Annotated in this window: 14 protein-coding genes; 4 read left to right on the top strand and 10 right to left on the bottom strand. The window is 51.2% G+C overall.

The window, feature by feature from the left end; all coding sequences use genetic code 11:
• Both C1752_RS13065 and ahcY read right to left on the bottom strand, forming a co-directional pair.
• The gene (locus C1752_RS13065; RefSeq protein ID WP_158535089.1) at positions 1-726 is read right to left on the bottom strand and encodes a tetratricopeptide repeat protein; all 726 of its coding nucleotides are present in this window, start codon (positions 724-726) and stop codon (positions 1-3) included.
• Positions 727-968: 242 nt separating this feature from the next.
• A complete protein-coding gene (gene ahcY / locus C1752_RS13060; protein ID WP_315865259.1) occupies positions 969-2378 on the bottom strand; it encodes an adenosylhomocysteinase in 1410 nt (469 codons plus the stop codon).
• 435 nt (positions 2379-2813) lie between these two features.
• Here ahcY and C1752_RS13055 point away from each other — a divergent pair, with 435 nt between their 5' ends.
• Positions 2814-3443 (top strand): exopolysaccharide biosynthesis protein, encoded by a 630-nt coding sequence (locus C1752_RS13055; RefSeq protein WP_110986511.1) that lies wholly within the window; start codon positions 2814-2816, stop codon positions 3441-3443.
• 34 nt (positions 3444-3477) lie between these two features.
• Here the strand turns inward: C1752_RS13055 and C1752_RS13050 are convergent, their stop codons facing one another.
• Positions 3478-4713, bottom strand: coding sequence for a tetratricopeptide repeat protein (locus tag C1752_RS13050; protein ID WP_110986510.1), 1236 nt, complete (start codon positions 4711-4713; stop codon positions 3478-3480).
• 232 nt (positions 4714-4945) lie between these two features.
• Here C1752_RS13050 and C1752_RS13045 point away from each other — a divergent pair, with 232 nt between their 5' ends.
• The gene (locus C1752_RS13045; RefSeq protein ID WP_233501584.1) at positions 4946-6292 is read left to right on the top strand and encodes an S-layer homology domain-containing protein; all 1347 of its coding nucleotides are present in this window, start codon (positions 4946-4948) and stop codon (positions 6290-6292) included.
• A gap of 17 nt (positions 6293-6309) precedes the next feature.
• Here the strand turns inward: C1752_RS13045 and C1752_RS13040 are convergent, their stop codons facing one another.
• The 3 genes from C1752_RS13040 to C1752_RS13030 all read right to left on the bottom strand — a co-directional run bounded on the left by C1752_RS13040 (position 6310) and on the right by C1752_RS13030 (position 9587).
• Positions 6310-6489 carry a hypothetical protein gene (locus C1752_RS13040; RefSeq protein ID WP_110986509.1) on the bottom strand — a complete coding sequence of 60 codons (180 nt, stop codon included), beginning with the start codon at positions 6487-6489 and terminating at the stop codon, positions 6310-6312.
• A gap of 87 nt (positions 6490-6576) precedes the next feature.
• Positions 6577-6744 carry a PCP reductase family protein gene (locus C1752_RS13035; RefSeq protein ID WP_110986508.1) on the bottom strand — a complete coding sequence of 56 codons (168 nt, stop codon included), beginning with the start codon at positions 6742-6744 and terminating at the stop codon, positions 6577-6579.
• Between the two features lie 104 nt (positions 6745-6848).
• Positions 6849-9587, bottom strand: a complete 2739-nt coding sequence (locus C1752_RS13030; RefSeq protein WP_110986507.1) for an AAA family ATPase — start codon at positions 9585-9587, stop codon at positions 6849-6851.
• 331 nt (positions 9588-9918) lie between these two features.
• Here C1752_RS13030 and C1752_RS13025 point away from each other — a divergent pair, with 331 nt between their 5' ends.
• Positions 9919-10122: a cold-shock protein gene (locus C1752_RS13025; protein WP_110986606.1), complete on the top strand. Its 204-nt coding sequence runs from the start codon at positions 9919-9921 to the stop codon at positions 10120-10122.
• Positions 10123-10452: 330 nt separating this feature from the next.
• Here C1752_RS13025 and C1752_RS13020 read toward each other — a convergent pair whose 3' ends face one another.
• Positions 10453-11250, bottom strand: a complete 798-nt coding sequence (locus C1752_RS13020) for an RNA polymerase sigma factor SigF (RefSeq protein ID WP_110986506.1) — start codon at positions 11248-11250, stop codon at positions 10453-10455.
• A gap of 286 nt (positions 11251-11536) precedes the next feature.
• Between C1752_RS13020 and tgt the strand changes: the two genes are divergently transcribed.
• Entirely contained in the window at positions 11537-12649 is a 1113-nt protein-coding gene (gene tgt / locus C1752_RS13010; protein ID WP_110986504.1) for a tRNA guanosine(34) transglycosylase Tgt, read from the top strand.
• Here tgt and C1752_RS13005 read toward each other — a convergent pair.
• From C1752_RS13005 to C1752_RS12995, 3 genes are all read right to left on the bottom strand, one after another.
• Entirely contained in the window at positions 12621-14231 is a 1611-nt protein-coding gene (locus C1752_RS13005; protein WP_110986503.1) for an NAD(P)H-hydrate dehydratase, read from the bottom strand. The genes tgt and C1752_RS13005 overlap by 29 nt on opposite strands.
• Positions 14232-14309: 78 nt before the next feature.
• Positions 14310-14420 (bottom strand): photosystem I reaction center subunit IX, encoded by a 111-nt coding sequence (psaJ, locus tag C1752_RS13000; RefSeq protein WP_110986502.1) that lies wholly within the window; start codon positions 14418-14420, stop codon positions 14310-14312.
• Positions 14421-14457: 37 nt separating this feature from the next.
• Positions 14458-14955 carry a Photosystem I reaction center subunit III gene (locus C1752_RS12995; protein ID WP_110986501.1) on the bottom strand — a complete coding sequence of 166 codons (498 nt, stop codon included), beginning with the start codon at positions 14953-14955 and terminating at the stop codon, positions 14458-14460.
• Positions 14956-15067 lie beyond the last annotated feature (112 nt).

Raw genomic sequence — 15067 nt, 5'->3', positions numbered from 1 at the left:
CTAGGGAGCGGGAGGTTCTGGGGTGGAGGCATCGGCAGCGGAGGTTTCTGACTCAGAAGCCCCTTTACTGGATTTCACCTTTTTAATTTGCTTTTCCACAGCACGCTCTTGGCGATACTTGTCTGCTTTTTTGTAGAGTTTCAATGCTTGTTCTAAGTCTTTTAGCGCGGCCTGCTTATCCCCTATCGCGTGGTAAGCTTCTCCCCGCTTTTCAAAGGCGAGGGGATTAGAGCCATTGCGCTCAATTGCCGCGCTAAAGCTTGCCACGGCCCCCTGATCTTCCCCTAGCTCTTGCAGCGCCATCCCTCGATAGAGGTAGGCAAAGATATTCTCAGGGTTGATCTGTAAGGCACGATTGTAGTCTGCTAAGGCTTCTTTGTAATTATCGAGCTGACGAAAGGCATTGCCCCGATTGTAATAGGCGTAAGCGTTTCTATTGAAAAGTTCGAGAGACTGGGTGTAGGATGCGATCGCATCTTCATAATCCGCCGCCGCATAGTGGCGATCGCCCTGCCGCACATACTCCGCCACCGTAGCAGATGACTCTTCTGCAGCAGGTTCAGCACCAGCATCTTGCGTCGCTGGTGGAGCCACTGACTCTTCCGTGACAGTAGGTGCCGCCTCCGTCTGCGCTGCTAGAGGCGACAGTCCCAAAGGAGCAAGAGCGACAAAACCGATCGTTGAGCAACCCAACAGCAAACCGGCTGATTTGTAAACGTACCTCATAGAAATATTCCCGCAATAGACCTTGATCAACAGAAGAGCGCTTGCGATTTCGGTACTCACATCCTGAAATCGCCCGTCATAGAGCATCGGGTGATGCAGCAAACTTTTGTATCAGTTTAAAGGACTCAGAACCCCAGTAGAGGTTCCCAGCCAACCAGGTAACCTCACAAAAAAGCGCAGGGCACTAAATAATGCCCTGCGCTCCTAGTTATGAAGGTTTGATTCCCTCTGCACTTACGGCTTTAGTACTTATAGCTGTCTGGCTTGAATGGACCGGCTGCTGGAACATTAATGTACTGAGCCTGGTCTGGCGTCAGTTTCGTGATCACGCCTCCAAAGCCTTCCACCATATAGCGGGCGACCTCTTCATCAAGCTGTTTGGGTAACACCTCAACCGTCAGCGCCTTCGCCTGCTGGTCAGCCGGCAAATCAGCAAACTTGCGCTCAAACAAGAACATCTGTGCTAGAACCTGATTCGCAAAGGAACCATCCATAATCCGCGAAGGATGTCCGGTCGCATTACCCAAATTCACTAGGCGACCTTCAGACAAGAGAATCAAAAAGTCATCAGCCGCATCACTGCGGTAGACCTGATGGACCTGAGGCTTCACTTCTTGCCAACGCCATTCTTTACGCATATAAGCTGTATCGATCTCATTATCAAAGTGACCAATATTGCAGACCACAGCTCCTGACTTCAGAGCCTTGAGCATGTTGGCGTCACAGACATTGAAGTTTCCTGTCGTAGTGACCACTAGGTCAGTCTTAGCCAACAGCTCAGCGTTAACGCTGTTCGCGCTACCGTCATTGTGACCATTGAGATAAGGCGAAACCACTTCAAAGCCATCCATGCAGGCCTGCATGGCGCAAATCGGATCAGCCTCAGTCACCTTAACGATCATGCCCTCCTGGCGCAGAGAAGCAGCGGAACCTTTACCCACATCGCCGTAGCCAATCACAAGAGCCTTCTTACCGGCCATCAGATGGTCGGTGCCGCGCTTAATCGCATCATTAAGGCTATGGCGACAGCCGTATTTATTGTCGTTCTTGGCCTTCGTAACTGAATCATTGACATTAATGGCTGGAATCTTCAGCGTTCCTTTCTCCAGCATCTCCAGCAGCCGGTGGACCCCCGTTGTGGTCTCTTCAGTGACACCGTGAATCCGGGTGAGCATTTCAGGGTATTGCTCGTGAATGTGGCCGGTCAGGTCACCACCATCATCCAAAATCATGTTGGCCTCCCACAGATCACCCGCAGGAGTATGGCAAGTCTGCTCGATGCACCACATATACTCGTCTTCGGTTTCCCCTTTCCAGGCAAAGACGGGCACCCCAGAAGCGGCAATGGCAGCAGCAGCATGATCCTGAGTTGAAAAGATATTGCAAGAGGACCAGCGAACTTCAGCCCCCAATTCACAGAGGGTTTCGATCAAAACCGCCGTCTGAATGGTCATATGAATGCAGCCGAGAATCTTAGCGCCCTGCAGCGGCTTACTGTCTCGGTATTTAGCACGAATAGTCATTAGTGCCGGCATTTCACCTTCGGCAATAGCAATTTCTTTGCGTCCCCAATCGGCCAAGGAGATATCTGCGACCTTATAGTCTTGGGCCGCCGGACCTGTCTGGGGCTTGGGCATTACTTGTGTAGTCATATGATCCTTTTGCTGGTTGCAGTGTTCAATATATGCGGGTGTTGATCAGCGCACTCAATTCAGTGGCTAAGCTGGAGAGCAACGCGACCAACTCTGTCGATGCGACTCGAAACGCTGTTTAGGTTCCAGCAGTCAAATCATGGCGTGCTCTTAGAATGAAAACTATTCTAGGCCAAAAAGCAATGTCGAAATTGTAACAGAGCTTTTTATGACTAAGACGGGATTACCTGTCACAATTGTGAGTGATTTTCATAATTTGCTGGCCCCTTGCTTTTCCAGATTATCGATATGACCTAGCACCAGATGACGATTGAGCACTCATGACTCAATTACTCTCAGCGAGGGCAATAGGTTTGGAATATCTAAAAATTGTGCGGCAGTTTTGGCTGCATTACAGCCCTTATAATTTTGTGACTGTCCATCCCGACCACTTCTATGGCCCGTTTATCTGCTGAACTTCAGCGTGAGTTTTTGGAAACTGAGCGCAGTCCCAACGTTACCTTGCAAGACCTACTGGAAATCTCAGGGGAACGGGTCTTTGGCTTTCTCTTTGTTTTACTCGCGCTGCCTTCAGCCTTGCCCGTTCCGGCACCGGGCTATTCAGTTCCCTTTGGGATTGTGCTATTTCTGCTAGCAACGCAGCTTGTCCTAGGCCACCAGCAGCCTTGGGTCCCTCAACGGTTTGCAAAGCATTCCATATCACTGCCAAAAGTGCAGTCTTTCCTCAAAGCTGGGCTACCGTGGCTAAAACGAATTGAAGCCATCGCCCGTCCTCGGTTACTGCCAGTGTGTACGACACCTGTGGGGCGAGTTGTGATTGGCTGTGCGATTGCTTTGATGGCAATCTCAATGATGATTATTATCCCTGGGACCAACACGCTCCCGGCGATTGGCATCTTTGTCACCGGCTTTGGTTTACTAGAAGATGATGGTGCCATCTGTCTGGCAGGACTGGTGATTTGTCTCTTTGGAGCCGCCGTTTCTATTTCTATTTTGATTGCTGTCTTTTGGGGTGGGGCAAGTTTGCTCGATCTGCTCAAAGACTGGGTCAAGGATTTAGTGTAAGGGCAAGATCTAGCAAAGAATCGATGGACAAAAACTACTCGTTTTGGGTCTGAATTTCGTCGATAAACACGCTAATCTCAGAGGCATGGACAAGATTGCCCTGCGTTTGATAGAGCTGCACTGACCGCTGGAGAGCAGAGATCGCCTGCTGTTTTTGCCCCTTGTTAAAAAAGGCAATACCCAGTCCTTCCTGAGCTGGCGCTAATGTGGGCTGGAGTTTGAGAGCCTGCTCATAGGTTGAGATCGCTTGATCAAATTTTTGCTGCTGAGCCAGCGCTAAGCCCAAATTTACATGAGCTGCGGCAAGTTTTGCATTGTGCTTAATTGCCTCTCGATAAGCCGCACCAGCATCGGCATATTTGCCTTGAGCAGCAAGGATTAAACCCAAATTGTTGTGAGCATTGGCATTCTTAGGATTGATCTTTAAAGCTGTTCGATAGGCGGCAGTGGCTCCCTTGAGATCACCTTGGGCACTCAGACCTACCCCTAAACCCACATGAGCCTCAGCAAGCTGAGGAGAAAGGGCAATGGCTTGTTCAAAGGCCACTATAGCCTCTTGAGATTGTTGATTTTTCTGCAGGGTGAGCCCCAAATCAAGATAGGCCTGAGCAAACTTAGGGTTCAGTGCGACAGCCTGACGGTAGGCCTCAATCGCAGAGCTCGTTTTTTGCTGCTGACCGAGGCTCTGCCCTAAACGGTGATACGCTGAGGCCGTCTTGAGTTGCTGTTGATTAACCGGCTGTAGAACCGCAACGGCCTGTTCTTTGTCCCCCTGCAGCCGGAGCGCATAGGCTAGCTGAGACCGTGCCTGCCGATTATTCGGCTGCAGCTCTGCAGCCCGCTGGAATGAAAGAATAGCCTCGGGCAGTTTTTTCTGAGCCTGAAACACTAACCCCAAAGCGATATGCGCCTCAGCCCACTGTGGTTCTTGAAGCAGAACGGTTTGAAAAGCCTTCTCAGCCGCTGCTAAGCGACCCGTATGATAGAGAACCTTGCCCGCTTCATAATGCACCTTGGCCGGTAATGCCTCAGAACTTGAAGGTGCAGCCGGCGCAGATATCGACTGTGTTGGCGCAATCTGAGCTAGAGGCGCAGCAAAACTCACTTGACAATCTAATTGCCCCCCCAGACCTGCAGCAAGCAGGCCAAGCAAGGTGGGCGCAGAGTAACGCATTCCTTTCACGGCAAAATCTATTAATTTAATTTGAGGTGTAGCGGTGAGTTCCGTCGACCCCAAGACAACGGCACGTAACCCTAACGCATATTTCATAGGTACCCCCTACACCCAATAGTCTGCTTAAAGACATCCCAGCTGTCAATTAGAATTCTCAAAAAAAAATTTATTTATGGCTGTGCCCCCACTCTGTCCACATAAAAATGAATATTTCGAGGGTGCTATTGGTTTGAATTCCTTACAGCTGGACAGCGCTTAGAACAAACAGAAAAATGGGTGTAAAAGCAACACGCTACAGTGGAGGAGACTGAATCCTCTAGAATTTTCTATGGTTGTCCGGCGCTATTTTTCTGTGGTCCCAATGGGGCTGATGCTACTGCTGTCTCTGACGGGCTGCAGCGGTAAGGCGATTGAGCAAGCTTTTTCAGCGGATCCCAATACCAATCAATGGGGCAGTGCTGCAGCAAAGCTACCGTCCGAGTTTCCGCGAGAGCTACGCTACCCCAAGGCTCAGCTTCAGACGGTCAGCACCGAGCAAAATCAGGCAAGTCAAGGCACCCTTCAAGCCCCCCTGCAGAAAACCCGATGGGGTACACCCGACTCTAGTGATGAAATTCAGCAATTTTATCGCCGGCTGTTTCGAGGGGAAGACTGGCAGCTTGTGGATCAGAAATCAACGCGATCGCAAACCACACTCACAGCCCGCAAACAAACGCTACAGGTGGAGGTGACGGTTGAGACGAGTCAGACTCAATCGGGAGGAACTTCGCCTATTGTCGTTACACCCGGTAAACCTCTGACAGTCTTTCAGGTGGACTATCGGAAGGGATCTGATACCCAGTTAAAAGCAACCGAGCAAGCCCCAACAACTTCATCACCGTCCCCAGAACTAGAGACTGAAGTCGGACCACAGGACAACCGCCCGGCCCTAACGGCAACGTCTTCTTTTGCTGATATCGAGCAAGTTCCGGCAGAACTGCGTCCCTACGTTAGCGATTTGGCACGGCTAGAGGTGCTGACGCCCAATGCAACGCCCAACGACGATGCGGGCAACCCTAGCGCAATTTTCGAACCCAATCAGGGCATCACTCGCGGTACCTTTGCCCGCTGGCTTGTAGAATCGAACAACCGTCTCTACCGAGATCGTCCAACGCAGCAAATTCGACTCGCGACGACGGCAGCAACACCCGCTTTCAACGATGTCACAGCATCCGAGCCGCTGTTTCCCTATATTCAAGGTCTGGCAGAAGCGGGTTACATTCCCAGTCAATTGACGGGAGACAGTAAAGAGGCGGCGTTTAAACCTCAACAACCTCTGACACGCGAAACGCTGCTCACCTGGAAGGTACCGGTGGATCTGCGTCAAATTCTACCAACGACGACGGCAGCCAAGGTACAGCAGGTTTGGGGATTCAAAGATTCTAGTCGCATTGCGCCTGAGGCGCTGGCGGCAGTCCTTGCCGATCATAAGAACGGAGATCTGGCGAATATTCGTCGCCTGCTCGGTTCAGCCCTATTATTCCAGCCCCAGAAAGCGGTCACTCGTGCCGAAGCCGCTGCAGCTCTGTGGTTTATTGGCAAAGAGGGAGAAGGTTTTTCTGCTAAGGACGTGGTGCGGGCTGAGCGTCAGACAGCGGGTCAGGCCAGTGAACAAACTGGACAGACTTCAGAGTAGGGCCACACAAAAAATAACTAGACCTGGGGTAAGCGGCCATGAAGCTCGGGTGATGTGATGATTTCTGCCAGAGAGTCTGTCTCGGAGAGAGGATCATGGCCCCAGCGCTGATCGCTAGCAGGATTCGAGAGCAACAGCAACGCTGTCACGCCCCCAGCATGGGCAATGAGCATAAGTCTTTGCAATAAAGCAGACATAGAAATCTCCTCGCACTTCGATGCATCCCTTCAGAAATGCACGCATAGTCTCTTTGTCGAGGAGAGCAACAGAGGAGTTCCCGCGTTTCAGCTATCGAATTTTTGCTTGGCTTGCTGATAGACGTCAACGGTGATTTCAGTAATACCGGCTTCTTCGGCGAAGCGCTCGATTTTCTTGCGGGCGGCTGGACGGACGAAGAAAGGAATCTCTTTTAATGCGACCTTGGCATCTTCAGTCCACTGAGCAGTACTCATAGATAAAAGCGGGTTAGGGGTGAGCTGATTTTATCAAAGAACAATCCCACGTTTTTGCTGCGCGATCTTGGATCAAGTCTTCAAAGCTGTTGTCTAGCAGGCTGCTAGGCAGGGGCTGCGTCACGCTGAACGCGAATGATATTTTCGGTTACGCTCTCGAAGGTATCATCATGGCTAATCACAAAGAGCTGCCGGAACGTTTTGAGATGCCCGAGGGCTTCGGCAAGCTGCTGACGACGGATCTGATCCATGTTGGTGGTGGGTTCGTCAAAAAAGGCAACGTTGATGTCAGAGAGAACTTTGAGGAGCGCTAGCCGAACGGCGAGGGCGGCACACATTTGCTCACCGCCGGAGAGGCTCCTGAAGCTGCGCCAATGTCCCTGGGCCTGGACCTGAATGTCGTAGTCTTCGGTCCACCGCAGAGCAACATCCGGTCGATTCAGCAATTCTCGGAAGAGATTATCAGCTTCCCAGGAGATCTCGGTTAGGTAGAGCTTGGTGATCCGAGGACCGCTTTGGTTATAGATACGGCGGGCTTCACGGACGAGCTGCAGCACTTCTTGTTTAGGACCTTGATCCTTACGGGCCTGCTGGCGCTGCTCAAAGACGGCTTGCCTGATTTGAAGCTGCTGCTCAAGGGACTGAAGTTGAGCTTGCTTGGGGGGTAAACCGCCTTGAAGCTGGTCCTGTTGGCTTTTGGTTTGCTGATAGGTGGCGGTGGCTTGGGCCAATTGCTGAGGATCATGGCCCTGGGATTGATTTTGGTACTGCTCCTGTAGGGTTGTGAGCTGATCTTGAAGGGTTTTGAGGGTTGCGATCGCATCCCCCTTCGACTGATCCAACGTCTTAAACGTATTGGCCTCATTCCGGTGCCGCAGATAAACCTGATGAACCTCATGATTTTCTTGCTGAATCTGTTGCTGTGCTTCTGTCTGTGCCTCTAAATCTGCAAAGCCCTCAAGTTTTTGTTCGACATCGGCAAAGCGGTGCTGCAGCTCTTGACCGTTGTGCTCAAGCTGTTTCACCTTTGCCTGGAGCGGTGCCTCCTGCTGAAGCTGCTGCTGTAAAACCTGCACCTGCCCTTTGGGATTTTTGAGATCTGTGAGCTGCGACTCGACCTTCGCCAAAGCTGTCATTACAACAGATTCCTGTTCAAGCTGAGTCCGTCGTTCAGCCGACTGCTGCTGGAGTTCAGCCGTTTCTTTCTTTGACTCTTGAAGCTGCTGCTGTTTAGCTGTCAGAGATGACCACTGTGCTTGAGCCTGCTGCGCGGCTTGAATATCGCGCTGGATCTGCTCAAGCTGGGTTTGCGACTTCTGCACAGCCTTCGGATCGCTTAAATCCGTTAGGGTTTGCGTGAGCTGCTCCACCATGCGAGATGTTAATGCAACACCCGCTTCCAAGGCCTCGGAGACAGGCCCCAGATCGGCCCCCTTCTTCAAAAGCGTTAAGGCATCGTTGACCTGCTGACGGTGGCGATCGCAGTCTGGCTCAAACTGCCCCACAAGCTGCCGGAGTTCTTCTGCAAATTGTTTAGCGGCCTCCACCCGGCTAATGTGCGCCCGCAAATCCTGTTGCTGAGCTTCTAGAATTGGGAGCTGTTGTACCTGAGGCTCTAGCTGGTGCAAACGAGCAATCTCCTGAGCCAGCTGTTCTTGGTGCGCCTGACGCTGTTGAATTTGAGGCTGGAGCATTTGAATCTGAAGTTTGGCATTCTCAAGCTGCTGAAGCTGTTGGCGACCATCGGCCTGAGACTGTTCTAGCTGTTCCTGTCGGGGAATGTGCTTCCGCCACTGCTCCAAATCTAGTCGCATTTGATCAAAAGAAGCGAGCTGTCCCTGGAGCTGTGACTGGTCTATCTGCTGTTTACTAAGCTTTTGCTGGATCTGATCGCGTTGCTTTAGCAACTGCTGCTGCTGCTGTCGCTGAGCTGCAAAGGTGTGAAGTGATTCCAATGCTTGCTCATAAGCTTGAAAGCTGGGACGATGCTGGCGACACAGAGTGACCGCTTTTTGGGCACTGACCCAAGATACCTCCAGTAGCTCTAGCGATTCTTGTTTGTGGTGTGTCTGAGCCTGACACTGCTGAACCTGCGTTCCCAAAGCCTGCAGAGCTTGATCAATAGCTGCTAACCGCTCGACCTCAGATTTTTGCTGTTCTAGCTGCTGAACCAGCAGTGTCATTTGAGCCTGATCTGCACGAATATCTTTCCGTAGCTTCGCCGCTTGTGCCTTGAGATCAGGCCAGTCGATGAGCTGCTGATCATAGGTTGCGATCGCACGTTCTAGATCCCTGACCTGTCCTTGGGCATAGGCTTCTAAATCACGACTTTTAGAATAAGCCTGCTTATACTCCTCCACCTTCAGAATGGGGTCGAAGACCTTCTTGCGATCTGCGGGTCGCTTCAAAAAATCGACCGTAAACGTCCCCTGAGGAATACCAATGGTCTCAGCGAATAACTTATTAAGCTCGGTGGTGGGCGGCACCCCTAGATGCTCACACAGCCATTGTTTAACATCCTCAATTTTCTTAAGCCCCAGATTTGCGTTGAGCTGTGGATCATGGAGGCTATAGCCTTGACTCGTACAGCGTCGAACCTCATAGACGCGACTGTCTTCTGTAGAGGAGAAAGTAACCGTAACCTGAGCACTCTTAGCACCAGCAGAAATAATTTCTGTCTTGGTATAGTCACAGTGGTCGAAGAGAACCCAGGCAATCGCCTCGAAGATACTGGTTTTACCCGCACCGTTTTCGCCACAGATGGCATTAGTACCAGGGCAAAATTCATAGAAGCGATCGCGGTGAGCTTTGAAGTTTTTCAGCGTAATAGAGAGAACTTCCATGCAGCTTTTGCCTGATGGGGTCAACAGATGATAGGACTTCAGTGATCATGCTGACAGAAGACCCAAAAGACAGCAATCATATTCGCCCATGTGACTCTAATTTGAGCATCAACTGCAGCACCATGCTCATGACCCGCAGATTTCCTAATCATGACCTCTCGTCTGCACTGAACCCAAGGCACAGGCAGGTTACACGCCTATTACGAGTCCCCTAAATCTTGAAGAGCTGCTTAAATTCTTCTTTACGTAATCAGGGAAAAACTTTAGAAACTTCAGAAAAACAGAATACTGCGATAATATTGTGAAGATCAAACACAAAGAGAAGTACGGTATGAGTACGGGTACAGTAAAGTGGTTCAGTTCTGATAAAGGTTTCGGTTTTATTACTCCAGATGATGGAGGCAAGGATCTGTTCGTGCACCACTCTGATGTCAACGTCACAGGCTATGCAACGCTTAATGAAGGTCAGAAAGTAGAGTATGAGGTCGGAGAGGGCAAGAAAGGACCATGTGCCAAGAATGTAACTACCCAGTAATCGTATAATTCATCCGAACAAGGTAGAGAGAGTCGGCACCTCAACAACCGATTCTCTTTAAGTCATGAGAGCCTCGCTGTAGACTAACGGTGTTGAACGACATACTGCTCAATAATCGGGCAGTATTCGTGGCATCGCAATGGAATACGGCGGGGTTTATACGTCTAATATAGCCTGAGGAAGAAGCAGGACGAGCGAGTCCTTGTCTGTGTCAAAAATTCGCTCCGCTTTCTCCAGCTAGTATTCTTTAAGCTAGAAGAACAGTAATGCCCCATACAGGACAGCTTGAAGCGTTCTGTATGGGGCAAATAAGACGCTAGAGAGATTGGACTATACAGTTGCTTGGGCCTGAGCCTGATTCTGAAGCAGCTCCACTAGCTCATCAATTCCTTTCTTAATGCGGCGAGTGACTGTGACGGGGCTGACGCCAATCCGCTTGGCCACTTCCTGGCGAGAGAGATGATGAAAGAAGACTGACTCAATCATCTCGCGAGTCTTATCTTCAAGCTGGTTGAGGGCATGCTGTAGCTCAATGCGGTCCTCTTCATTGACTTGTAATATCTGATAGTGCGTATCGGTTAACGTATCACCCAACGTCATCGCTGACTCAGACTGCTGATGATTACTAGAAGAAACCCGAGCATTCAGGCTCAAAGGGGTACGGTTAGAAGCAGCAAGCTTCACAGAGCGCCACTCATTCATTGAGAGGTCTAGAGCATCCGCAATCTCTTGGTCACTGGGCTGACGCCCCAACTCCATGGTGAGAGCTTGGCGAACCTTAGCGCCCTCACGGCTGAGCTGTTGCCAGCGACGGGGGACACGAACAGTATTGGCGCGGTCTCTCAAGAAGTGAAGAATTTCACCGCGAATGTAGGGAACGGCGAAGGAACTGAAGGCATAGCCTTGGGTGGGGTCAAAACGCTCAATGGCGGTAATCAAACCCATGTAGCCGCACTGCTCTAAATCTTCATAAGGCTCAGCACATTGGTTGGCTAAACGGTGAGCGACTTTGCGAACCAGGCCCATGTTGAGGCGAACCAGTCGATTTCTGAGACGAACGGAAGGCTCTTGCTGGTAAGAGACCAGAAGCTCCATCGATTGAGACTGAAGAGTAGTTTGGTAAGCCATGTTGTTTTGCCGAATGTTGATAACGCCCTATGAGAAATCATTATGGGGGGACGGCTCAAGCCACAACATCGTTAAATTACTGAACTTTCGACAGGTGAGATCGCAAAGCTTCCGCATTTACACGTAAGCTTTCTGCCATCGATAGCGCTACAGCAGCCCCCAGATCTAGCAAGGAACAGGCAACACCAGATTTAAAGCATTTTTGGGTGCTAAAGAACATTAATTCTGTGAAGAGAACGAGATCAGTACGTATGATGGCTATCATGTCTGCCATCGGCCTCCAATTGTGAATCATCGCTTCCCTTTCACCTGCCATCAAACCTGCTGCGACACTCACGCTAGGGTCGGCACCTTTCAGACTCCCCACGGCCCCGTCGAGACCCCTCGTTTTATGCCGGTCGGGACTTTAGCAAATGTGAAAACGGTCACTCCCGATCAGCTTCAGGGCACGGGAGCCCAGATGATCTTGGCAAATACCTATCATCTACACCTACAGCCTGGAGAAGGCATTGTTGAACGAGCCGGGGGACTCCACCGCTTCATGGGCTGGTCAGGGCCAATTCTGACAGACTCAGGCGGCTTCCAGGTCTTTAGCCTCAGCGACATGCGCTCCATTGAAGAATCTGGCGTCAGCTTTCGCTCTCCGCGAGATGGGCAGGTCATTCATCTGTCACCGGAACGTGCGATCGCAATTCAAAATGCTTTGGGCGCAGACGTGATCATGGCCTTTGACGAATGCGCACCCTATCCCGCCAGCCGTGAAGCCATCGAAAACGCAGCAGACCGAACCACCCGCTGGCTAGAACGATGTATAAAAGCCCATGAACGCGCCGACCAAGCCCTGTTTGGGATTGTCCAAGGGGGAACCTACCTCGATCTGCGCCAAAAGTCTGCACGATCTCTGGTTGAGTTTGACCTGCCAGGATATGCCATCGGCGGCGTCAGCGTTGGGGAACCCCCCGAACTCATTGAAAAGATTGTTCAAGCCACCACCCCTTTGCTGCCCAAAGATAAGCCCAGATATCTCATGGGTGTGGGCACCTATCGAGAGATGGCGCAGGCGATTGCAGCCGGTATTGATCTCTTTGACTGCGTGATCCCCACGCGACTCGCCCGCCACGGCAATGCGCTGGTGCGGGGCGAACGATGGAACCTCAAAAATAATCGTTTCCGGAAAGACTTTACGCCCCTTGACTCTGACTGCCCCTGCTACGCTTGTCAGACATTTACGCGGGCCTATCTGAGCCACCTATTACGATCACGCGAACTCCTCGCCTATACCTTACTCAGCATCCACAACATCACAGAGCTGGTGGGCTTTACCCAAAAAATCCGGCAGGCCATCATTCAAGGCACCTTTGCCCAAGACTTTAGGAACTGGCTTCAGCCTGCAAAATAGACTGGAGCGCAGGTAACAGTTGCTCACTTAAAGTCATCGGATCAACTCCCATTTCCGTCGCCGCTTGAGCCACGAACCGTCCAGCCTGAGCGTGCCACCAAACAGCCGCCCCAACAGCCTCTGATTTCTGTGTTTGAGCAAATAGACCGCCAATCAATCCCGTCAACACATCTCCACTACCGCCACGGGCCAAAGCTGGCGTACTTTCAGGATTGACGAGTACGCTCCCGTCCAAGTCAGCGATGACGGTTCTTGCCCCTTTCAAAAGGACAATTGCCCCTACTTCTTGAGCAGCCCGTCGGGCCATCTCAGCTTTAGTGAGTGAAGCCTGGGCAAAGTCAGGGAATAATCGCCTAAATTCTCCTGGGTGAGGCGTCAAAATGATGGGAACCGATCGATGGTGCCAGGTTGACTCCGCTTGGGCGAGTAGACTCAACGCATCGGCATCTAACACCAGTGGACATTGGCTTTCTAGCACTTGCTGCAGCACAATAGAAGCTTCAGTGGTGACACCAGGGCCATAGGCAACAGCATCAAACTGTTCCAACAATAGTTCTGCAGGAAGATGGGAAATAGCACCAGCGTCGGTTTCTGGGCAGCCGATCACGAGGGCTTCAGGCACTTGCGAGACAACCCACGACTTCAAAGATTGGGGCACCGCAATGGAAAGCATGCCCACTCCTGTAGCCCTCGCGCCACGAGCCACTAAAACAATACTGCCGGCGTAGCGCTGCGATCCGCCGATCAGGAGTGCATGACCTTGTCGATATTTGTGAGTATCCGGGGGACGTTTTAGCGGAAGCTGCGACAGAGCAGACTGTGAGGTGATCCGCAGCATATCAGGCGTCCCTAGGACTGCCTCAATGTCTTTCAAGGGAATATCAAAGTCAATCAGCGAAGCCTGTCCCACATAGTCTAAGGCCGAATCCTGCAGCAGTCCTGATTTCCAGAGACCGAGGCACAACGTATGGGTTGCCTGAATAGCCGTGCCAAGAACCTGCCCCGTATCGCAGTGGAGTCCAGAGGGAATGTCGATACTGACCACCGGCACTGATACAGAATTGATGTGATCTAGGAGCGTTTTGAGTTCGCCTTCAATAGGTCGTTCCAAGCCAAACCCAAACAGTCCATCGACAATTACATCTTGGTTAGCAAGCGCAAGACCGTTCTCTAGAACGGGAATCCCCAAACTCTGAAGATATTGAAAATGATCTTGGGTTAGAGATTTCGCCTTTGTGAGGGGGCGAAAAACATTGACGCGATATCCCCGGGAAAAAAGTTCACGGGCAACGACGAGGGCATCTCCCCCGTTGTGTCCTGGCCCTACGAGAACGCCAATCTGAGAGATGCGATGGCCGACCACCGACCGTCGGTCATCGCAAGGATAAAGAGCCTGAATACGACGTGCAATCAGCCCTCCTACTTTTTCCATCAGCGCGGCAACGGGCATCCCGGAGGCAAAAATGCGAGACTCAATCGCCTGCATCTGCTGAGCCGTGACCACAAACTGCTGCAGTCGTGTTTTCCGAGATTGAACGCGCTGCTGCCAGCGAGGAATATGATGCGAAGGAAAAGCAGACATACAGATAGGGCAAACTAAAATGCCTGAGAGTATACTCTCAGGCATTTTAGAAGGCTTTTGGGCAAGTTGCCTCTAAACCTAGGGATGAAAAAGGATATCAGGGAAGAAGCGATTCACTTCCACCAAGATGCCCGCAGTAAACCAGATCCAGGTGAGCGCTAGAACTGGGGCTGAGGTTAGAATTTTCATGAAATTTTCTCTCAATCAAATAGCAACAGCGCAGCACCTATCGAGGCGATACGGTGATCTCATCATCAGGAACGGTTAACTGCCCCGTACTGAATTCCCGGAAAGCCGTGAGCGGCCATGCAGCGGCCCCCATCATGCAGCCAAACGCAAGGGAGACATTAATGTTAATTTCACCCTCGCCAGGATTTTTCTCTTTTTTATTGGCTATTAGGTAAGCTCGACCAGCGTTACCAATCCAGCCCGCAATGTAGAGAAACATCAAGCCAGGAATCGTAAAATCACCCACATGACTCAAACGACCGTCTGCGATAATGCGAGGAAGGCCATCATCAGCACCACAGGAGGCTGCACCATAGCGCTCAAAGCGCTTAGTACCAGACTCGGGGTCAGCAGTTGTGGCACGGGCCTGGGCGGCTCGCGCTTGAAATGCTGGTGATTCACTGCAGGGAACCAGACCAGCTACATCCGCAGAGGCAGGGGCTGCGAACCCAACCCACAACGTAAATGTAAGAATGAGAGCAAACAATCGACGCATAAATTGTTTCCCTTAGTCACAAAAGAAGTTTATTGAGCAAAAATGATTGCTTTTATATGACCAAGCCCATTACATTGACAGCAGCCGCGCTCTTCACGAATTTCTCCAGCGA

Source organism: Acaryochloris thomasi RCC1774, from assembly GCF_003231495.1.
GTDB lineage: Bacteria > Cyanobacteriota > Cyanobacteriia > Thermosynechococcales > Thermosynechococcaceae > RCC1774.
Note: the sequence above shows the minus strand (reverse complement) of the source record. Positions and strands in the feature narration are given on the sequence as shown.